Below are 17671 nucleotides of genomic sequence, written 5' to 3' on the forward strand. Positions count from 1 at the left end.
CGCCTTGATTATTGAAGGCGCTTTATATGACAGGGAAATAAAGAGCATGAACAGTCAAAATATTCGTATTCGCTTGAAAGCGTTTGATCATAGAATTCTTGATACGTCGACGCGTGAGATTGTATCGACTGCTAAACGGACTGGTGCAAATGTCCGTGGTCCCATTCCGCTTCCGACGCGGATTGAGAAATTTACGGTCAATCGTGGACCACATATCGATAAGAAGAGCCGTGAGCAGTTTGAAATGCGTACGCATAAGCGTCTTCTTGATATTGTTGATCCAACACCGCAAACAGTGGATGCGCTTATGAAGCTCGATCTTTCTGCTGGTGTGGATGTAGAAATTAAGCTCTGAGGTTTGAGGACAGAAGGAACAGACCCGATGCGTTCAGGTGTAATAGCACAGAAGCTGGGCATGACCCGTATTTATAATGATGCTGGTGAACATGTGCCGGTGACAGTACTTCGTTTGGAGAATTGTCAAGTCGTTGCTCAGCGTACAGTTGAAAAGAATGGTTATACTGCTGTTCAATTAGGTGTAGGCTTTGCTAAGGTTAAGAATACTTCACAAGCTCTTCGTGGACATTTTGCTAAGGCTTCTGTTGAGCCTAAGTCCAAAATAGCAGAGTTTCGTGTGAGTCCCGATAATCTTCTTGATATCGGTACTGAGATTACGGTGGAGCATTTTGTTCCAGGGCAGCGCGTTGATGTGACGGGTACCAGTATTGGTAAGGGGTTTGCCGGTGTTATGAAGCGGCATAACTTTGGCGGGCACCGTGCTTCCCATGGTAATTCGATTACACATCGTGCTCATGGTTCTACGGGACAGTGCCAAGATCCTGGTAAAGTTTTTAAAGGGAAAAAAATGGCTGGCCATATGGGGCAGGTGCGTGTAACAACACAAAATATTGAAGTTGTTTCCACTGATATTGAGCGTGGTTTAATTTTAGTGCGCGGTGCTGTTTCTGGTTCTAAGGGTTCTTGGATTTTGGTGAGAGATGCCGTGAAGAAGCCGCTTCCTGATAATGCTCCAAAGCCTGCTGGTATTCGCCGTCTTGTGAAGGAGAAAACGGAAATGGTTGCTCCGGTGACGGAAGCCTCTGAAGTTGAGGGAGCCTAATAATGGATCTTGTAATTAAAACTCTTGATGGTCATGAAGCTGGTAAATTAAAGGTTTCTGAATCTATCTTTGATCTTGTTCCGCGTGAGGATATTTTACAGCGTGTTGTTCGTTGGCAACTTGCACGTCGTCAACAGGGAACCCATCAATCACAAGGGCGCTCTGATGTGTCACGCACAGGGGCAAAGATGTTTAAACAAAAGGGAACTGGGCGTGCGCGACATTCATCGGCCCGTGCTCCTCAGTTTCGAGGTGGAGGTAAGGCACATGGACCGGTGGCTCGTAGCCATGCGCATGATCTTCCTAAAAAGGTTCGTGCTCTTGGGTTACGTTTTGCTTTATCTGCAAAATTAAAAGCAAAAGATTTAATTGTTGTGGATGAGTTGACTATTAAGGATGCTAAAACGAAAAAGCTTGTTTCTCATTTTTCTAAGCTTGGGTTTAATAATGCTCTCTTGATTGGTGGTAAAGAGATTGATATTAACTTTTTCCGTGCGGCATCGAATATTCCTAATATTGATATTTTGCCCATTCAGGGAATTAATGTTTATGATATTTTGCGTCGCAGCAAACTTGTTTTATCAAAGGCAGCTGTTGAGGCTCTTGAGGAGCGTTTTAAATGACAGATCTTCGCCATTATGATATAATTATTAGTCCAGTTATTACTGAAAAGTCGACTATGATTTCTGAATATAATCAAGTTGCTTTTAATGTCGCGCCGAAAGCGACGAAACCTGAAATTAAGGCTGCTGTTGAGGCGCTTTTTAGCGTAAAAGTTAAAGCAGTTAACACGATAGTCCGTAAGGGTAAAGTGAAACGTTTTAAGGGTATTGTTGGTCGGCAGAGTGATGTCAAAAAAGCGATCGTAACTCTGGCCAGTGGTCAGACTATCGACGTTTCGACAGGTCTTTAAAGAGGCTCGGAGATAGGAATAATGGCACTTAAGCAATTTAATCCAACAACACCTGGGCAGCGTCAGCTTGTTATTGTGGAACGTTCTGGTCTTTATAAGGGAAAACCCGTAAAGATGTTGACTGAAGGTTTGTCTTCAAAGGGTGGACGGAATAACCGCGGTCGTGTTACTGCTCGTTTTCAGGGTGGTGGCCATAAACGAAGTTATCGATTTGTCGACTTTAAGCGTCTTAAGCGTGATGTTTCAGCAAAAGTTGAGCGTTTAGAATATGATCCTAATCGCACCGCTTTTATCGCTTTAATTCGCTATGAGGATGGGCAATTAAGTTATATCCTTGCACCACAGCGTCTTGGTGTTGGTGATTCTATTATCGCTGGTTCAAATGTTGATGTTAAACCAGGGAATGCTATGCCCCTTGGCAATATGCCGGTTGGTACAATTATTCATAATGTTGAAATGAAGCCAGGAAAAGGGGGGCAGATTGCACGTTCAGCGGGTGCTTATGCACAATTGGTTGGACGAGATCATGGTATGGCTATTCTTCGTTTAAATTCTGGTGAACAGCGTTTGGTGTCTAGCAGCTGTTTTGCAACTGTTGGTGCTGTTTCAAATCCTGATCATGGGAATATTAATGATGGTAAGGCAGGTCGCTCACGTTGGCGTGGTAAGCGTCCACATGTTCGTGGTGTTGCTATGAACCCTGTTGATCATCCGCACGGTGGTGGTGAAGGTCGTACATCGGGGGGGCGTCATCCAGTGTCTCCTTGGGGTAAACCTACGAAAGGTAAGCGTACGCGCTCCAATAAAGCCACTGATAAGTTTATTATGCGTACGCGTCATCAGCGCAAGAAATAAGAAAGGTAGTCTGAAGTGGTTCGTTCAGTTTGGAAAGGTCCGTTTGTTGACGGCTATCTTCTTGGTAAAGCAGAGAAGGTACGTGCAAGTGGGCGCAATGAAGTTATAAAAATATGGAGTCGTCGCTCTACTATTTTGCCGCAATTTGTTGGTTTAACTTTTGGTGTTTACAACGGCAATAAGCATATTCCTGTTTCTGTTTCTGAAGAGATGGTTGGACATAAGTTTGGTGAGTTCGCTCCTACCCGGACTTATTATGGTCATGGTGCCGATAAAAAAGCGAAGAGGAAGTAGGAATGGGAAAAGCTAAGGTTCCGCGCCAGCTTAAAGATAATGAAGCAAAGGCTGTTACACGAACAATTCGTGTTAGTCCGCAAAAGCTTAATTTAGTTGCTGCAATGATTCGTGGTAAAAGAGTTAATGTGGCGCTCGCTGATTTGATGTTTTCGCGTAAACGTATTGCTGCTACTGTGAAAAAAACGCTTGAATCAGCGATTGCAAACGCAGAGAATAACCACGATCTTGACATTGATTCGCTTATTGTAGCAGAGGCTTATGTTGGTAAGTCGATCGTGATGAAGCGTTTTCATGTTCGTGGTCGCGGGCGTGCTAGTCGAATTGAGCGTCCATTTTCACATCTTACTGTTATTGTTCGTGAAGTTAGCGAAAAAGTGGAGGCCGCGTAATGGGTCAGAAGATCAATCCAATAGGACTTCGTCTTGGTGTTAATCGGACATGGGATTCTCGTTGGTATGCTGATAGTGGTGAATATGGACGTCTTCTTCATGAAGATTTGAAAATTCGTTCTTATGTGCTTGAAGAGCTTAAGCAGGCAGCTATTTCTAAGGTCGTTATTGAACGCCCTCATAAAAAATGTCGTGTTACGATTCATTCTGCGCGTCCTGGTTTGATTATCGGTAAAAAGGGTGCTGATATCGAGAAACTTCGTCGTAAGCTTTCAGAAATGACCAATGCTGAAACTTCATTGAATATTGTGGAGATTCGTAAGCCAGAGATTGATGCTACGATTATTGCGCAGTCAATTGCTCAACAGTTAGAGCGTCGTGTTGCTTTCCGTCGTGCGATGAAGCGTGCTGTTCAGTCTGCTATGCGTCTTGGTGCGGAAGGTATTCGTATCAATTGTTCTGGTCGTCTTGGTGGTGCTGAAATTGCTCGTATGGAATGGTATCGTGAAGGTCGTGTTCCACTTCATACCTTGCGTTCTGATGTCGATTACGGTACAGCAGAAGCTAAGACCGCTTACGGTATTTGTGGTATTAAAGTTTGGGTCTTTAAGGGTGAGATTCTTGAACATGATCCGATGGCTTCAGAACGTCGTGCTACGGAAGCTGATCAATCTGGTTCTTCATCGAATCGTCGCCGCGAAAATGCTTAGTTTTTGAGATTAAACTAAAATTTGGAGTAGAGAACAATGTTGCAGCCAAAGCGCACAAAGTTCCGTAAGCAGTTCAAGGGCCGTATTCACGGTGTTGCGAAGGGTGGTACGGATTTGAATTTCGGTGCCTACGGTTTGAAGGCTGTTGAGCCGGAGCGGGTTACTGCTCGTCAAATTGAAGCGGCGCGTCGCGCGATTACACGTTATATGAAACGTTCTGGTCGTGTATGGATTCGTATTTTTCCAGATCTTCCGGTTACATCTAAACCGACTGAAGTTCGTATGGGTAAAGGGAAGGGTAGTGTTGATTATTGGGCTGCACGTGTTGCTCCTGGGCGCATCATGTTTGAGCTTGATGGGGTTCCTGAAGATGTTGCACGTGAAGCACTAAGGTTGGGCGCTGCAAAGTTGCCTATAAAAACGCGTTTCATCCAGCGTATTGCTGAATAAAGAGGTTAAGCGATGAGAGCCAGAGAATTACGGGCGCAAACGCTCGACCAAATGAAAGATGAATTGGCTAAATTAAAGAAAGAGCAATTTAATTTGCGCTTTCAAAAAGCAACAGGTCAATTAGAAAAGACTGCGCGTGTTAGACAAGTTCGTCGTGATATTGCGCGCATTAAGACTTTTCTTCGTCAAAGATTAAGTGAAAGTAAGGTTTAAGGAAATAAGAGATGCCTAAACGCGTTTTGCAGGGTGTTGTTATTAGTGACAAAAGCGATAAGACTGTCGTTGTTAAAGTTGAGCGTCGTTATTCTCATCCGCTTCTTAAGAAGACTGTTCGGCAGTCTAAAAATTATAAAGCGCATGACGAAAACAATCAATTTAAGATTGGGGATCAAGTTTCTATTCAAGAATCTAGACCAATTTCGAAAGATAAATGTTGGATTGTTGTAAAAGACAATGTAGCGTAATGGGTTAAGTTTATTGTTTTAGAATTTAACAGTGGTTTTTCGTTGGTAAATTTGAAGGCGATAACTTTATCGTTATTTGGCAGGCAAATTCGAGTGTATAAAAGATACAAGCGGATATAGATGTTAAGAAAAGGTGGCCAGTCATGATTCAGATGCAAACAAACCTCGACGTTGCTGATAATTCTGGTGCTCGTCGTGTCATGTGCATCAAGGTGTTAGGCGGTTCAAAGCGGAAATATGCTTCGGTCGGTGACATTATTGTTGTTTCGGTTAAGGATGCTATTCCTCGTGGCCGTGTTAAAAAGGGTGATGTTATGAAAGCTGTTGTGGTTCGTACTGCTAAGGATATTCGTCGCGCAGATGGTAGTGTCATTCGTTTTGATAGTAATGCTGCGGTTTTAGTGGATAACAAAAAAGAGCCGATTGGTACGCGTATCTTTGGACCTGTTCCCCGTGAATTGCGTGGGAGGAACCATATGAAGATCATCTCGCTCGCTCCTGAAGTTCTGTAAGGAGTTAATATTATGCAGAAGATTCGAAAAGGTGATAAAGTTGTTGTTTTATCCGGTAAGGATAAAGGATGTAGTGGTGAAGTGATTAAGGTTAGTCCAAAAGAGAATAAGGCTTTTGTTCGTGGGATTAATATGATTAAACGTCATCAACGTCAAACGCAGAAACAAGAAGCTGGGATTATTTCTAAAGAAGCTCCGATTCATCTGTCTAATTTGGCGATTGCTGATCCTAAAGATGGTAAGCCTACACGCGTAGGCTTTCGTATGAATGCAGATGGTGATAAGGTACGTGTTGCCAAGCGTTCGGGAGAGTTGATTAATGGCTGAAGAAAGACAAATACCGCGTATGAAAGCGTATTATTTTGAAGTGATTCGTAAAGCACTTCAAGAGAAGTTTAATTACAAAAATGCGATGCAAATTCCGCGGATTGATAAAATTGTAATTAATATGGGGATAGGTGAAGCAACTGCTGATTCGAAAAAACCTTCCCTTGCCGCTGAGGATTTAGGACTCATAACAGGTCAAAAGGCTGTTGTTACCCGTGCGCGTAATTCTATTGCGACCTTTAAGGTTCGTGAAGGAATGCCTCTTGGGGCCAAAGTGACATTGCGTAAAGATCGTATGTTTGAGTTTTTAGATCGCCTTGTTACGATTGCTCTTCCGCGGGTTCGTGACTTTCGTGGTTTAAATCCAAAGAGTTTTGATGGTCGTGGCAATTTTGCTATGGGTATTAAAGAACACATTGTGTTTCCAGAAATCAACTATGATAAAGTTGATCAAATTTGGGGCATGGATATTATCGTTTGTACGACAGCAAAAACAGATGATGAAGCTCGTGAATTGTTGCGTGCTTTTAATTTTCCTTTTCGTTCGTAACGGCAAACGTAGCGAGGTGAAATTATGGCCAAAGTAAGCGCCGTTGAAAAAAATAAGCGTCGTGAAGTGATGGTGAAGCGTTATGCTGCACGTCGCGCACGTTTGAAAGCAATCGTTATGGATCAGAAGGTTTCTCTTGAGGAACGTTTTAAGGCTTCTGTTCAATTAGCGGAATTGCCGCGTAATTCTTCGAAAGTTCGTATTCGTAATCGTTGTGAGGTTTCAGGTCGTCCGAGGGCTTATTATCGTAAGTTAAAAATGTCACGGATTGCATTGCGTGAACTTGGCTCTATTGGTCATATTCCTGGTATCGTAAAGTCTAGTTGGTAAGAGGAGATTATTTAATGTCTATGTCAGATCCTCTTGGTGATATGTTAACACGTATTCGTAATGCGCTTGGTCGCAAAAAAGGCAAGGTGGTTACTCCAGCTTCGAAGCTTCGTGCGCACGTTCTTGATGTGCTTCAGTCTGAAGGTTATATTCGTGGATATAATCAAGTCGATTTAGGTGATGGAAAGTCTGAAATTGAAATCGAGTTGAAATATTTTGAAGGATTAGCTGCTATTCGTGAGATTTCACGTGTTTCAAAGCCTGGTCGTCGTGTGTATGTTTCTGCCAAGTCACTTCCGCAGGTGGCAAATGGTTTAGGTATTTCGATTTTATCGACTCCTAAAGGTGTTATGGCTGATCATGAAGCGCGTGAACAGAATGTTGGTGGAGAACTCCTTTGTCGTGTTTTCTAAGGTATGTTAAGAAAACGGAAGAAAAAGTAGGTTAGAACAATGTCTCGTATTGGAAAAAAACCCATTTCAATTCCTTCTGGGGTTACTGCTACTGTTGAAGGTCAGCTGGTTAAGGCAAAAGGTCCAAAAGGTGAACTAAGTTACGTCGTTAATGATGAGGTCTTAGTTAAATTCGAGGAAAATGTCATATCAGTTATGCCGCGGGATCAGTCAAAAGATGCACGCTCTAAATGGGGTATGTCACGCTCAATGATTGAGAACATTTTTTGTGGCGTAAAAGATGGTTTTGAAAAAAGGTTAGAGATCAATGGGGTTGGTTATCGTGCTGCTTTACAGGGTAAGGATATTCAACTATCTCTAGGTTTTTCGCATGATGTGGTTTATAAAGTTCCATCGGGTGTTACTGTAACTGTTCCTAAGCCCACAGAGATTGTTATTTCTGGAATTGATAAACAGCAAGTTGGGCAAGTTGCAGCGGAGATTCGCGAGTATCGTAGGCCTGAGCCTTATAAAGGTAAAGGTGTTAAGCATGCAGATGAACGTATCTTCCGTAAAGAAGGTAAAAAGAAATAAGGATTTTGTATTATGGTTTCATCTAAGGACATTATCCAGCGTCGTGCAAGACGTGTTCGTCGTAGAATAAAGATGGTTTCTCATGATCGTCCTCGGCTTAGCGTTTATCGTTCAAATCAGAACATCTACGCGCAAGTTATTGATGATTTACGGGGATGTACGCTTGTTTCAGCTTCTACTCTTGAAAGTGATTTGAAAAAATCATTAAAAAGTGGTGCTGATAAAGAAGCCGCTTTTGCTGTTGGTAAGTTAATTGCTGAGCGTGCAAAGCAAGCTGGTGTTAATGAAGTGGTTTTTGATCGTGGAGCCTATGTATACCATGGTCGAGTCAAAGCTTTGGCTGAGGCTGCTCGTGAGGGTGGTTTGAGCTTTTAAAGTTTCCTCCTTTTTGGATGGGGAGGGATACTTTAAAGTATTTCGTTTAAGTTCTTCTGGTTTGATGAGGAGCTTTGTTATCGTGCTTCCGGAAAAGAAAAAGGAATGAGGAATGGCACAAAAAGAACGTGGTGAGAGAGAAGAACGCGATAATGAGTTTGTCGATAGGCTCGTTCATATTAATCGTGTTGCTAAGGTTGTAAAGGGTGGTCGGCGTTTTGGTTTTGCTGCTCTTGTTGTCGTTGGAGATCAAAAAGGGCGTGTAGGTTTTGGACATGGTAAAGCCCGTGAAGTTCCAGAAGCCGTTCGTAAAGCAACTGAATCTGCAAAGCGTGGGATGATTTATGTTCCACTTCGGTCTGGACGTACATTGCATCATGATCTTGAAGGTCGTCACGGAGCGGGGCGCGTTTTGCTCCGTTCAGCGTCTGCTGGTACTGGTATTATCGCAGGGGGACCGATGCGTGCTATTTTTGAAGCTCTTGGTATGCAGGATGTTGTTGCAAAATCACTAGGATCATCAAATCCTTATAACATGGTTCGTGCGACATTTGATGCATTGAAACATCAAATGCATCCGAGAGATATTGCTGCTCAGCGTGGTATAAAATATTCGACTTTACAGGCGCGTCGTCGCCATTTGGTCGACGTAGAAGGGTAGTTTCTGAGATTGTCAGAAAAGGAATTAGAAAATGGTTCAGAAAAAATCTCAGAGTGGTAAAACTGTGACAGTAGAGCAAATTGGAAGCCCTATTCGAAATTCACAGATTCAGCGTGCAACCTTAAAGGGGCTTGGACTCAATAAAATGCGTCGGCGGCGCGTTTTAGAAGATACACTGTGTGTACGGGGTATGATTGCTCGGGTTCGGCATCTTGTTCGCGTTATAGATGAAGATTAAGGGTTGCAGGAGTATTAGATATGAAACTCAATGAACTACGTGATTGCGAAGGCGCAACAAAAAATCGTAAGCGTGTTGGGCGTGGTATTGGTTCGGGGACTGGCAAAACTGGTGGTCGCGGTGTAAAAGGGCAAAAATCCCGTTCTGGTGTTTCCTTGAATGGTTTTGAAGGTGGGCAAATGCCTATCTATCGTCGTTTACCAAAACGTGGATTTAAAAATTTCTTTTCTAAAACCTACAATGAAGTTTCACTGGGACGTATTCAATTGGCCGTTGACGCTGGTAAGTTGAATATTGAAAAGCCTGTTGATATGATTGCTTTGAAAGAGGCTGGTATTATTCGTCGCCAGAAGGATGGGATTCGCCTTCTTTCTGATGGTGATTTGAAAGCTAAAATTACCTTTCATATTTCTGGTGTTTCACAAGCTGCTCGTGTTAAGATTGAAAAAGTGGGTGGTCAGGTTATTTTTCCTGAAGTTGTTGGATAATTTTTTGATATCAGTCGTTATTTAAAGAAGAGGTACATCTATTCTTTTGAATTTTTTGTGGAGAATTGTTTAAGTTCTGCAATTATTTGTGTATAAAGATATGAATTTTAGGATACTTCTGTGATTTAAAGAACTGGAGTGTGAAGTGGAGACGTTTTATGGCATCAGCAGCAGAGCAATTTGCTTCCAATATAAACTTCGGTACCTTTTCGCGTGCAACTGAATTAAAAAAACGGATCTGGTTTACTCTGGCGGCACTTCTTGTCTATCGTTTCGGCACTTATATTTCTCTTCCGGGTATTAATATTGATGCTTTACGGCAAACATTTGAGCATCATGCATCGGGTGTCCTAGGACTGTTTAATATGTTTGCTGGAGGTGCTGTTGGGCGTATGGCAATTTTTGCTTTGGGTATTATGCCTTATATATCGGCATCTATTATTGTACAATTGCTCACCTCCATTATTCCTTCTTTGGAGACCCTAAAAAAAGAGGGTGAGGTAGGTCGTAAGGTTATTAATCAATATACGCGTTATGTAACAGTTATATTGGCTATTCTGCAAGCTTTTGGTATTGCGGTTGCGCTTGAAAGCGGTATAGGGACAGGGCTTCAAATTGTTGTAGAACCAGGTCTCATGTTTCGTATCTCTTCTGTTATTACACTTGTTGGCGGGACAATGTTTCTCATGTGGCTTGGCGAGCAAATTACATCACGCGGTGTTGGTAATGGGGTTTCTCTTATCATTTTTACAGGGATCGTAGCCAACTTTCCTTCTACTTTTGCTCAGCTTTTGACCGCGCATAGTCAGGCTGATTTATCAACTTTTCTTTTAATAGCAATCGTTCTTATTGCTGTTTTGGTTATCGCACTTATTGTTTTTATAGAACGTGCTCAACGGCGAATTCTTATTCAGTACCCGAAACGTCAGGTTGGTAATCAAATGTTTCAAGGTGATATGTCGCATCTTCCTTTAAAATTGAATACTGCTGGTGTTATTCCGCCTATTTTTGCTTCATCTTTATTGTTATTACCCGCCACTATTAATAATTTTTCTGATAAAATGCCCCAATGGATGCAAGCCATTTCTTATTCTCTTGGCCATGGGCAACCACTTTATATGATTATTTATGCATTTTTAATGGCGTTTTTTTGCTTTTTTTATACGGCTATTGTGTTTAATCCAAGTGATACTGCTGATCAGTTGAAAAAACATTCTGGTTTTATTCCAGGAATTCGTCCAGGTGAGCGTACAGCGGAATATATTGATTATGTTTTAACGCGTATTACTGTTGTGGGTGCACTTTATATTATCTTGGTTTGTTTACTCCCTGAATTTATGATATCTGCATTCCAGGTTCCTTTTTATCTTGGGGGGACGTCTTTGTTGATTGTTGTGACTGTTACTCTTGATACGGTTGCTCAAATCCAAGGGCATCTTGTTGCGCACCAATATGAAGGGTTGATAAAAAAATCAAAACTTCGTGGAGGTCGAAGAAATCGATGAGAGTTGTTCTTTTAGGCCCTCCTGGAGCGGGGAAAGGGACGCAAGCTAAAATGTTAACTGAGGAATATAATATTCCTCATTTGTCAACAGGGGATATGCTGCGTGAGGTTATTGCTAAAGAAACGGAAGTTGGTAAAAAAGCTAAAGCTATTATAAGTTCTGGTGCTTTGGTTCCTGATAGTATTGTTAATCAAATCGTATCAGATCGGATTGATGAAGCTGATTGTATAAACGGTTTTATTTTGGATGGATATCCAAGAACTGTAGGACAGGCAGAAGCGTTACAACAGATGCTTGAGTCAAAAAATATGCCGCTTGATGCTGTTATTGAGTTGTGTGTTGATGAAGACGCATTGATTGAACGTATGAAAAAGCGTGTTCAGGAGACGGTCGCGGCTGGTGGACAAGTCCGTTTAGATGATAATCCTGTTGCTTTTGCAAAAAGATTAGTAGAATATCGTGAAAAAACATCTCCTTTATCAAAATTTTATTCAGAGAGAGGAATGTTGAAGGTTATTGATGGAATGATTGGTATTGCTGAAGTGACACGTATAATTAAAGGTTTTCTTGCATAAGATTTTTTTGAGAAGTAAATGAAAAGAGTTGACTTTTGAGATAAAATCTATCACAAACAACTTTAATTTATTTCAGTTCAATAGGCGGATTCGGAAGAGTTTTGTTCTGAGTCTATTTTTTTCTGTAAGGTACATCAGTTATTTTATAACAATTTGTCAACATAATTAAGGAGAGTAGGCGTGGCTCGTATTGCTGGCGTCAATATCCCGACAAATAAGCGTGTAATTATTGCGCTTCAATATATCCACGGGATTGGACCAAAATTTGCTCAAGAAATTACTGAAAAGGTTTGTATTCCCACGGGGCGTCGTGTGCATGAGCTTTCAGATGCCGAGGTGTTGCAGATTCGTGAGGCGATAGATCAGGGCTATCAAGTTGAAGGTGATCTTCGTCGTGAAGTTGCCATGAATGTTAAGCGTTTGATGGACCTTGGTTGTTATCGTGGATTGCGTCATCGTCGGTCTTTGCCAGTTCGGGGACAGCGTACACATACGAATGCTCGTACGCGTAAGGGACCTGCTAAGGCAATTGCTGGTAAGAAGAAATAAGAATCTGTGTGAGAGGTTTTTTATATATTCTGTTTCTTGTTGAAGTTGGTTTGACAAGGGAAAGAAGGTGGAGCTGCTGATATTACGGCAGTGATGAGATCGTTGAAAGGAAAAATATGGCCAAGGAAGCCACACGTGTTCGTCGTCGCGAACGTAAGAATATTTCATCAGGTGTTGTGCATATCAATTCAACATTTAATAATACAATGATTACGATTACTGATGCGCAGGGAAATGCAATTGCGTGGTCATCTGCGGGGGCTCAAGGGTTTAAAGGGGCGCGTAAATCTACACCTTTTGCCGCTCAAGTTGCTGCGGAAGATTGTGCGAGAAAAGCACAAGAACATGGTATGCGTTCTTTGGAAGTTGAAGTTTGTGGTCCTGGGGCAGGGCGCGAATCTGCTCTACGTGCGTTGCAATCTGTTGGGTTTGTCATTACTTCTATTCGTGATGTAACACCAATTCCTCATAACGGATGTCGTCCGCGGAAAAGACGGCGTGTTTAATTGGGTGTTGTTTTTTGTTGTCGGAGATTTCTCTGATGTTCACATTGGTCGTTACGATTGAATGGTAACGGAACTAAAGAACGGGAATAAAAATATGATCCAGAAAAACTGGCAAGAACTTATTAAACCCAATAAGGTTGAATCATGTACCCATGATAATCCAAATATTACAAGCGTAATTGCTGAGCCTCTTGAGCGGGGCTTTGGTTTAACACTAGGAAATGCCCTTCGTCGTGTGTTGTTATCTTCGCTTCGTGGTGCTGCTATTACTGCTGTACAAATTGATGGCGTCTTACATGAATTTTCATCAATTCCGGGTGTTCGTGAGGATGTTACAGATATTATTCTGAATATAAAGGAAATTGCACTTCGTATGGAAGAAGAAGGGCCTAAGCGTCTCGTCGTTTATAAAGAGGGGCCTGGTGTTGTGAGAGCGGGGGATATCAATACCGTTGGGGATATGGAAATTCTTAATCCAGATCATGTTATCTGTACGCTTGATGAAGATGCTGAAATTCGTATGGAATTTATTGTCAACACAGGAAAGGGGTATGTTCCATCGGATCGTAATTGTGTTGATGATGGGCGCATAGGACTTATTCCAATTGATAGTCTTTATTCACCAATTCGTAAAGTGTCTTATAAAGTGGAAAATACGCGTGAAGGTCAAGTTCTCGATTATGATAAATTGACGTTAACGATTGAAACGAATGGTGCTGTTAATGGAGAAGATGCTGTTGCTTTTGCAGCACGCATTCTCCAGGATCAATTATCATTATTTATTAACTTTGAAGAGCCACAGAAGGAGCCTGTTGAGGAGGCTGATTCTGAGCTTTCCTTTAATCCTGCACTTCTCAAAAAAGTGGATGAATTAGAACTTTCCGTTCGTTCGGCAAATTGTCTTAAGAATGATAATATTGTCTATATTGGTGATCTTATTCAAAAAACAGAATCTGAAATGCTTCGGACACCAAATTTTGGTCGTAAGTCATTGAATGAGATTAAAGAAGTTTTGGCATGTATGGGATTGCATCTTGGAATGGAAATTCCTGCATGGCCGCCTGAAAACATTGATGATCTTGCTAAACGTTATGAAGATCAGTATTGAAATTAGAATTTAAGGAGAGGGCTTATGCGCCATAGTAAGTCAGGCCGCAAGTTGAATCGGACTGCCAGTCACCGTAAAGCGATGTTTGCAAATATGGCAACGTCGTTGATCGAGCATGAGCAGATTGTGACAACACTTCCAAAGGCTAAAGAAATTCGTCCTATTGTTGAAAAACTTGTTACTCTTGGTAAGCGTGGTGGTTTGCATGCACGTCGACAAGCAATTGCAGCACTTCGTGATACAGGGAAAGTTGCAAAGTTATTTGATACACTTGCGCCGCGTTATGCATCACGCAACGGTGGGTATTTGCGTATTATGAAAGCGGGGTTTCGTACCGGTGATAATGCGCCCATGGCTGTTATAGAATTTGTTGATCGTGATGTTGAAGCGAAGGGGGCTGGGGATCGTGCTCGTATCGAAGCTTCTGAGAATGAGAAGGGAACGTCCTCATAAGTTTTTTATTTTGTTGGATTTTTAAAGGCCGCCTTATCTTAGGCGGTTTTTTTATACATATTTTTAAGTTTGTTTTACTTGAGAAATAGATGGTGAGAGAGAATTATAGGATATTGAATTATTTGATTTTTATAATATTTATTGTTTAAATGGGTTGTTTTTATTCTCTATTATGAAATATTAATGGAGATCCTTTATTTGCGGGGATGCTTTTTTAAAATTCTATGAATCTTCAACAGAATAGGCTGATTTTATAAGGAGTAGATTATGAGGTATTCTTTTTGGGTGCGGCTTTTTTTTGCGATTATGATGCTGATATCGTTTGATCATATCTATGCTCATGTTCCTCAGACAGAAAAAGAAATCACTCTTTCATTTGCTCCTTTAGTTAAAAAGACAGTTCCATCTGTTGTAAATATTTATGCAGCACGGCAAATTAGAGCGCGATCACCTTTTGCGGGTGATCCATTTTTTGAGCAATTTTTTGGTCGTTTACAAAATAATTTTCCTGTTCGTAAGCAATCATCATTAGGGTCAGGCGTGATTGTTGATGCACGTGGTTTGATTGTTACAAATTACCATGTCATTAAAGATGCAAGCGAAATTAAAGTGGCTTTTTCTGATGGGCGAGAGTTTGAGAGTAAGGTCGTGCTCAAAGATGAAGCAACGGATATTGCCATTCTTGAAGTTGATGCAAAAGATACTCAGTTTCCTGTTCTTCCTTTGGGGGATTCTGATACTGTTGAGGTTGGTGATCTTGTTCTGGCTATTGGTAATCCTTTTGGTGTTGGTCAAACGGTTACAAGTGGTATTGTTTCAGCGCAAGCGCGTACACGTGTTGGGATTTCCGACTTTGACTTTTTTATTCAAACAGATGCAGCCATTAATCCAGGAAACTCTGGTGGCGCTTTAATTGATATGAAGGGGCAATTAATCGGAATTAATACAGCTATTTATTCGCGTTCCGGTGGTTCTGTAGGGATTGGTTTTGCTATTCCAGTTAATCTTGTAAAAGTGATGCTTGATACTGTTAAACGCGGTGGAAAATATTTTGTGCCGCCTTATATCGGGGCATCCTTTCAAAATGTTACACCTGATATTGCTGGTGGTTTAGGTTTAGAACGTCCTTATGGGGCTCTTATTATTGAAGTTATTAAAGACAGTCCTGCTGAAAAAGCCGGCTTGAAAGTAGGTGATGTTATTTTGAGTGTGCAGGGGGTGCGCGTTGATAGTCCAGATAGTCTTGGGTATCGTTTGATGACGGCTGACGTTGGTCATAGTCTTGCTTTAGAATATTTACGAAGTGGCAAAACTTTAAAAACACAAATAAAGGTTGCATCAATATCGGAAACTACATCTGTAAAATCTGAAAAAATTACGGGTGATAGTCCTCTTGCTGGTGCCGAAGTGTTAGATTTAACACCGCAAAATAGTCGACGTTTTCATCTTCCCATATCGGCAAAAGGTGTTGTGATTACCAATCTTGATGAAATGAGCAATGCTTCTGGAATTTTTCGTCCCGGAGATATCTTACGTGTTGTAAATGGCCATAAGATTCAAACAGTTCATCAGTTGAAAAAAGTTCTTATGCAAACGCGTTCGCGTACTTGGCAATTGGAATATGAACGTGATGGTATGTATATTCGCCAATTTATTCGTTGAGGTTTTTTTTGGAGAAAGATTTTTTTACTTCGTCATTTGATCCTAAAGTTAATAAAAATCAGCCACTTGCAGAAAGAATGCGTCCTTGTTCTCTCAATGAAGTTGTGGGACAAAAGCATTTAATTGGAGAAGATGGCTTGCTTTCACGGATGGTGGCAGCGGGCTCAATTGGATCGATGATTTTTTGGGGGCCTCCAGGGACGGGAAAAACAACAGTTGCACGTTTGTTAGCACTTGAAACAAATTTCGCCTTTGAACAAGTTTCTGCTATTTTTACAGGCGTTGCTGAACTTAAAAAGATTTTTGAAGTTGCGCAGAGGCGTTTTATGTCTGGGGATAAAACGCTTCTCTTTGTTGATGAAATTCATCGCTTTAATCGTGCACAGCAGGATAGTTTTCTTCCTGTGATGGAAGATGGTACGGTGGTACTTATTGGTGCAACGACCGAAAATCCTTCTTTTGAACTTAATGCTGCTCTTCTTTCGCGTGCACGGGTTTTAACATTTCTTTCTCATGATCATGAAAGTTTGGACATGCTTTTGAAGCGTGCTGAAGAGGTAGAAGGAAAGTTTCTTCCCTTGGATGATGGTGCTAGAGACGTTTTGATAGGGATGTCTGATGGTGATGCACGGGTAGCATTGACATTAGCAGAGGAAGTGTGGTCTGTTGCGCGCTCGGGAGAGATTCTTGATGCTGGTGCTTTGCAAAAAGTTATTCAGCGTCGTGCACCCATTTATGATAAAGGACGAGATGGGCACTATAATCTCATTTCAGCGTTGCATAAATCCGTTCGTGGCTCTGATCCTGATGCGGCGCTTTATTATTTAGCACGTATGTTGGATGCTGGTGAAGATCCTCTCTATATTGGGCGAAGATTGGTTCGTATGGCTGTTGAAGATGTTGGTTTGGCAGATCCTCAAGCTCTTGTCATTTGTAATGCGGCAAAGGATGCCTATGATTATTTGGGGTCACCAGAAGGAGAGTTGGCTTTGGCACAGGCATGTCTTTATGTTGCAACTGCACCAAAGTCAAACGCGACATATCTTGCGTATAAAGCAGCACTGCGTTGTGCGCGCAAAAATGGTTCTTTACCGCCTCCTAAGCGTATCCTTAATGCACCGACGAAATTGATGAAGGAAGAGGGGTATGGAGATGGTTATTGTTATGACCATGATGAACCAGATGCTTTTTCAGGACAAGAATATTTTCCTGAAAAACTTGGGCGACAGAGTTATTATAAACCAGTTGAGCGTGGATTTGAGCGTGAAATTGTGAAACGTCTTGAATGGTGGAAACAATTGCGCCAAAAGCGTAAAAATCAACAATAAAATTTGAGTTAAAACACATTTTTATTGATTTTGGATTTAATTTTTTATCCCTCATGTCACCGTATGAACAAGTTAGTTTATATTTTAAACACTTGTTGCATTGCTCGTAGAGCAATCTTTTTTTGAAACGCATATCTTTTTATGGATTCATAATTTAAGAAATCTGTCATTCAACTCTTAAAGCTGCTTTGTTTTTGCGGTTTTAAGCGATTAAGATATTTATTTATATTGATATTTCATTGTTTTGTATGTTGAATGAGAACCCCAAATACCGTATGTTTCTCTTATTCCAAACCTAATCAATCAAAACCATTCGCTTG

29 protein-coding genes are annotated in these 17671 nt (G+C 41.3%); all 29 read left to right on the plus strand.

Annotated elements, in window-relative coordinates:
- Positions 1 to 46 precede the first annotated feature (46 nt).
- Positions 47 to 355 carry a 30S ribosomal protein S10 gene (gene rpsJ / locus PVV66_RS06350; protein WP_005773267.1) on the plus strand — a complete coding sequence of 103 codons (309 nt, stop codon included), beginning with the start codon at positions 47 to 49 and terminating at the stop codon, positions 353 to 355.
- A gap of 27 nt (positions 356 to 382) precedes the next feature.
- Positions 383 to 1120: a 50S ribosomal protein L3 gene (gene rplC / locus PVV66_RS06355; protein ID WP_273717739.1), complete on the plus strand. Its 738-nt coding sequence runs from the start codon at positions 383 to 385 to the stop codon at positions 1118 to 1120.
- Between the two features lie 2 nt (positions 1121 to 1122).
- Positions 1123 to 1743, plus strand: coding sequence for a 50S ribosomal protein L4 (gene rplD, locus PVV66_RS06360; RefSeq protein ID WP_273717737.1), 621 nt, complete (start codon positions 1123 to 1125; stop codon positions 1741 to 1743).
- Complete coding sequence (locus PVV66_RS06365) at positions 1740 to 2033, plus strand: 50S ribosomal protein L23 (RefSeq protein WP_273717735.1); 294 nt, start codon at positions 1740 to 1742, stop codon at positions 2031 to 2033. The genes rplD and PVV66_RS06365 overlap by 4 nt, the downstream gene beginning before the upstream one ends.
- Positions 2034 to 2054: 21 nt before the next feature.
- A complete protein-coding gene (gene rplB, locus PVV66_RS06370) occupies positions 2055 to 2888 on the plus strand; it encodes a 50S ribosomal protein L2 (protein WP_273717733.1) in 834 nt (277 codons plus the stop codon).
- Positions 2889 to 2903: 15 nt separating this feature from the next.
- Entirely contained in the window at positions 2904 to 3182 is a 279-nt protein-coding gene (gene rpsS / locus PVV66_RS06375) for a 30S ribosomal protein S19 (protein ID WP_004855734.1), read from the plus strand.
- A 2-nt stretch (positions 3183 to 3184) separates the two neighbouring features.
- The gene (rplV, locus tag PVV66_RS06380; protein WP_273717730.1) at positions 3185 to 3574 is read left to right on the plus strand and encodes a 50S ribosomal protein L22; all 390 of its coding nucleotides are present in this window, start codon (positions 3185 to 3187) and stop codon (positions 3572 to 3574) included.
- Complete coding sequence (gene rpsC, locus PVV66_RS06385; protein ID WP_005773275.1) at positions 3574 to 4284, plus strand: 30S ribosomal protein S3; 711 nt, start codon at positions 3574 to 3576, stop codon at positions 4282 to 4284. The genes rplV and rpsC overlap by 1 nt, the downstream gene beginning before the upstream one ends.
- A 36-nt stretch (positions 4285 to 4320) precedes the next feature.
- Complete coding sequence (gene rplP, locus PVV66_RS06390) at positions 4321 to 4734, plus strand: 50S ribosomal protein L16 (RefSeq protein ID WP_139413397.1); 414 nt, start codon at positions 4321 to 4323, stop codon at positions 4732 to 4734.
- Positions 4735 to 4746: 12 nt separating this feature from the next.
- A complete protein-coding gene (gene rpmC / locus PVV66_RS06395) occupies positions 4747 to 4947 on the plus strand; it encodes a 50S ribosomal protein L29 (RefSeq protein ID WP_100129418.1) in 201 nt (66 codons plus the stop codon).
- A gap of 11 nt (positions 4948 to 4958) precedes the next feature.
- On the plus strand, positions 4959 to 5198 hold the full coding sequence (gene rpsQ, locus PVV66_RS06400; protein WP_012231991.1) for a 30S ribosomal protein S17: 240 nt from the start codon (positions 4959 to 4961) through the stop codon (positions 5196 to 5198).
- Positions 5199 to 5341: 143 nt separating this feature from the next.
- Positions 5342 to 5710: a 50S ribosomal protein L14 gene (rplN, locus tag PVV66_RS06405; protein WP_004855715.1), complete on the plus strand. Its 369-nt coding sequence runs from the start codon at positions 5342 to 5344 to the stop codon at positions 5708 to 5710.
- 12 nt (positions 5711 to 5722) lie between these two features.
- Positions 5723 to 6037 (plus strand): 50S ribosomal protein L24, encoded by a 315-nt coding sequence (gene rplX, locus PVV66_RS06410; protein WP_273717729.1) that lies wholly within the window; start codon positions 5723 to 5725, stop codon positions 6035 to 6037.
- A complete protein-coding gene (gene rplE, locus PVV66_RS06415; protein ID WP_100129417.1) occupies positions 6030 to 6587 on the plus strand; it encodes a 50S ribosomal protein L5 in 558 nt (185 codons plus the stop codon). Before rplX ends, rplE begins: the two co-directional genes overlap by 8 nt.
- Before the next feature lie 24 nt (positions 6588 to 6611).
- Positions 6612 to 6917, plus strand: coding sequence for a 30S ribosomal protein S14 (gene rpsN / locus PVV66_RS06420; RefSeq protein WP_005773283.1), 306 nt, complete (start codon positions 6612 to 6614; stop codon positions 6915 to 6917).
- A gap of 14 nt (positions 6918 to 6931) precedes the next feature.
- Complete coding sequence (rpsH, locus tag PVV66_RS06425; RefSeq protein ID WP_273717728.1) at positions 6932 to 7330, plus strand: 30S ribosomal protein S8; 399 nt, start codon at positions 6932 to 6934, stop codon at positions 7328 to 7330.
- A 39-nt stretch (positions 7331 to 7369) separates the two neighbouring features.
- Positions 7370 to 7903, plus strand: a complete 534-nt coding sequence (rplF, locus tag PVV66_RS06430) for a 50S ribosomal protein L6 (RefSeq protein WP_039758092.1) — start codon at positions 7370 to 7372, stop codon at positions 7901 to 7903.
- A 12-nt stretch (positions 7904 to 7915) separates the two neighbouring features.
- Positions 7916 to 8278: a 50S ribosomal protein L18 gene (gene rplR, locus PVV66_RS06435; RefSeq protein ID WP_273717727.1), complete on the plus strand. Its 363-nt coding sequence runs from the start codon at positions 7916 to 7918 to the stop codon at positions 8276 to 8278.
- A 112-nt stretch (positions 8279 to 8390) separates the two neighbouring features.
- On the plus strand, positions 8391 to 8939 hold the full coding sequence (gene rpsE / locus PVV66_RS06440; RefSeq protein WP_005773287.1) for a 30S ribosomal protein S5: 549 nt from the start codon (positions 8391 to 8393) through the stop codon (positions 8937 to 8939).
- 31 nt (positions 8940 to 8970) lie between these two features.
- Positions 8971 to 9177 (plus strand): 50S ribosomal protein L30, encoded by a 207-nt coding sequence (rpmD, locus tag PVV66_RS06445; protein WP_012231985.1) that lies wholly within the window; start codon positions 8971 to 8973, stop codon positions 9175 to 9177.
- A 20-nt stretch (positions 9178 to 9197) separates the two neighbouring features.
- On the plus strand, positions 9198 to 9665 hold the full coding sequence (gene rplO / locus PVV66_RS06450; protein WP_273717726.1) for a 50S ribosomal protein L15: 468 nt from the start codon (positions 9198 to 9200) through the stop codon (positions 9663 to 9665).
- A 158-nt stretch (positions 9666 to 9823) separates the two neighbouring features.
- The gene (gene secY / locus PVV66_RS06455; protein ID WP_273717725.1) at positions 9824 to 11170 is read left to right on the plus strand and encodes a preprotein translocase subunit SecY; all 1347 of its coding nucleotides are present in this window, start codon (positions 9824 to 9826) and stop codon (positions 11168 to 11170) included.
- On the plus strand, positions 11167 to 11745 hold the full coding sequence (locus PVV66_RS06460) for an adenylate kinase (RefSeq protein ID WP_273717724.1): 579 nt from the start codon (positions 11167 to 11169) through the stop codon (positions 11743 to 11745). Before secY ends, PVV66_RS06460 begins: the two co-directional genes overlap by 4 nt.
- Positions 11746 to 11925: 180 nt before the next feature.
- Positions 11926 to 12294, plus strand: coding sequence for a 30S ribosomal protein S13 (rpsM, locus tag PVV66_RS06465; protein WP_273717723.1), 369 nt, complete (start codon positions 11926 to 11928; stop codon positions 12292 to 12294).
- Between the two features lie 116 nt (positions 12295 to 12410).
- Entirely contained in the window at positions 12411 to 12800 is a 390-nt protein-coding gene (gene rpsK, locus PVV66_RS06470) for a 30S ribosomal protein S11 (protein ID WP_005773294.1), read from the plus strand.
- Between the two features lie 94 nt (positions 12801 to 12894).
- The gene (locus tag PVV66_RS06475) at positions 12895 to 13908 is read left to right on the plus strand and encodes a DNA-directed RNA polymerase subunit alpha (protein WP_273717722.1); all 1014 of its coding nucleotides are present in this window, start codon (positions 12895 to 12897) and stop codon (positions 13906 to 13908) included.
- Positions 13909 to 13932: 24 nt separating this feature from the next.
- Entirely contained in the window at positions 13933 to 14361 is a 429-nt protein-coding gene (rplQ, locus tag PVV66_RS06480) for a 50S ribosomal protein L17 (RefSeq protein WP_273717721.1), read from the plus strand.
- 267 nt (positions 14362 to 14628) lie between these two features.
- Positions 14629 to 16023 (plus strand): DegQ family serine endoprotease, encoded by a 1395-nt coding sequence (locus PVV66_RS06485; RefSeq protein ID WP_273717720.1) that lies wholly within the window; start codon positions 14629 to 14631, stop codon positions 16021 to 16023.
- Between the two features lie 8 nt (positions 16024 to 16031).
- Entirely contained in the window at positions 16032 to 17351 is a 1320-nt protein-coding gene (locus tag PVV66_RS06490; protein ID WP_273717719.1) for a replication-associated recombination protein A, read from the plus strand.
- Positions 17352 to 17671: the final 320 nt, after the last annotated feature.

Source organism: Bartonella sp. AU16XJBT (assembly GCF_028618665.1).
Lineage (GTDB): Bacteria > Pseudomonadota > Alphaproteobacteria > Rhizobiales > Rhizobiaceae > Bartonella.

Bases quoted from the DNA above. Each gene is read 5' to 3' on its own strand.
- rpsJ (WP_005773267.1), top strand. From the start codon at position 47: ATGAACAGTCAAAATATTCGTATTCGCTTGAAAGCGTTTGATCATAGA.
- rplC (WP_273717739.1), top strand. From the start codon at position 383: ATGCGTTCAGGTGTAATAGCACAGAAGCTGGGCATGACCCGTATTTAT.
- rplD (WP_273717737.1), top strand. From the start codon at position 1,123: ATGGATCTTGTAATTAAAACTCTTGATGGTCATGAAGCTGGTAAATTA.
- PVV66_RS06365 (WP_273717735.1), top strand. From the start codon at position 1,740: ATGACAGATCTTCGCCATTATGATATAATTATTAGTCCAGTTATTACT.
- rplB (WP_273717733.1), top strand. From the start codon at position 2,055: ATGGCACTTAAGCAATTTAATCCAACAACACCTGGGCAGCGTCAGCTT.
- rplV (WP_273717730.1), top strand. From the start codon at position 3,185: ATGGGAAAAGCTAAGGTTCCGCGCCAGCTTAAAGATAATGAAGCAAAG.
- rpsC (WP_005773275.1), top strand. From the start codon at position 3,574: ATGGGTCAGAAGATCAATCCAATAGGACTTCGTCTTGGTGTTAATCGG.
- rplP (WP_139413397.1), top strand. From the start codon at position 4,321: ATGTTGCAGCCAAAGCGCACAAAGTTCCGTAAGCAGTTCAAGGGCCGT.
- rpmC (WP_100129418.1), top strand. From the start codon at position 4,747: ATGAGAGCCAGAGAATTACGGGCGCAAACGCTCGACCAAATGAAAGAT.
- rpsQ (WP_012231991.1), top strand. From the start codon at position 4,959: ATGCCTAAACGCGTTTTGCAGGGTGTTGTTATTAGTGACAAAAGCGAT.
- rplN (WP_004855715.1), top strand. From the start codon at position 5,342: ATGATTCAGATGCAAACAAACCTCGACGTTGCTGATAATTCTGGTGCT.
- rplX (WP_273717729.1), top strand. From the start codon at position 5,723: ATGCAGAAGATTCGAAAAGGTGATAAAGTTGTTGTTTTATCCGGTAAG.
- rplE (WP_100129417.1), top strand. From the start codon at position 6,030: ATGGCTGAAGAAAGACAAATACCGCGTATGAAAGCGTATTATTTTGAA.
- rpsN (WP_005773283.1), top strand. From the start codon at position 6,612: ATGGCCAAAGTAAGCGCCGTTGAAAAAAATAAGCGTCGTGAAGTGATG.
- rpsH (WP_273717728.1), top strand. From the start codon at position 6,932: ATGTCTATGTCAGATCCTCTTGGTGATATGTTAACACGTATTCGTAAT.
- rplF (WP_039758092.1), top strand. From the start codon at position 7,370: ATGTCTCGTATTGGAAAAAAACCCATTTCAATTCCTTCTGGGGTTACT.
- rplR (WP_273717727.1), top strand. From the start codon at position 7,916: ATGGTTTCATCTAAGGACATTATCCAGCGTCGTGCAAGACGTGTTCGT.
- rpsE (WP_005773287.1), top strand. From the start codon at position 8,391: ATGGCACAAAAAGAACGTGGTGAGAGAGAAGAACGCGATAATGAGTTT.
- rpmD (WP_012231985.1), top strand. From the start codon at position 8,971: ATGGTTCAGAAAAAATCTCAGAGTGGTAAAACTGTGACAGTAGAGCAA.
- rplO (WP_273717726.1), top strand. From the start codon at position 9,198: ATGAAACTCAATGAACTACGTGATTGCGAAGGCGCAACAAAAAATCGT.
- secY (WP_273717725.1), top strand. From the start codon at position 9,824: ATGGCATCAGCAGCAGAGCAATTTGCTTCCAATATAAACTTCGGTACC.
- PVV66_RS06460 (WP_273717724.1), top strand. From the start codon at position 11,167: ATGAGAGTTGTTCTTTTAGGCCCTCCTGGAGCGGGGAAAGGGACGCAA.
- rpsK (WP_005773294.1), top strand. From the start codon at position 12,411: ATGGCCAAGGAAGCCACACGTGTTCGTCGTCGCGAACGTAAGAATATT.
- PVV66_RS06475 (WP_273717722.1), top strand. From the start codon at position 12,895: ATGATCCAGAAAAACTGGCAAGAACTTATTAAACCCAATAAGGTTGAA.
- rplQ (WP_273717721.1), top strand. From the start codon at position 13,933: ATGCGCCATAGTAAGTCAGGCCGCAAGTTGAATCGGACTGCCAGTCAC.
- PVV66_RS06485 (WP_273717720.1), top strand. From the start codon at position 14,629: ATGAGGTATTCTTTTTGGGTGCGGCTTTTTTTTGCGATTATGATGCTG.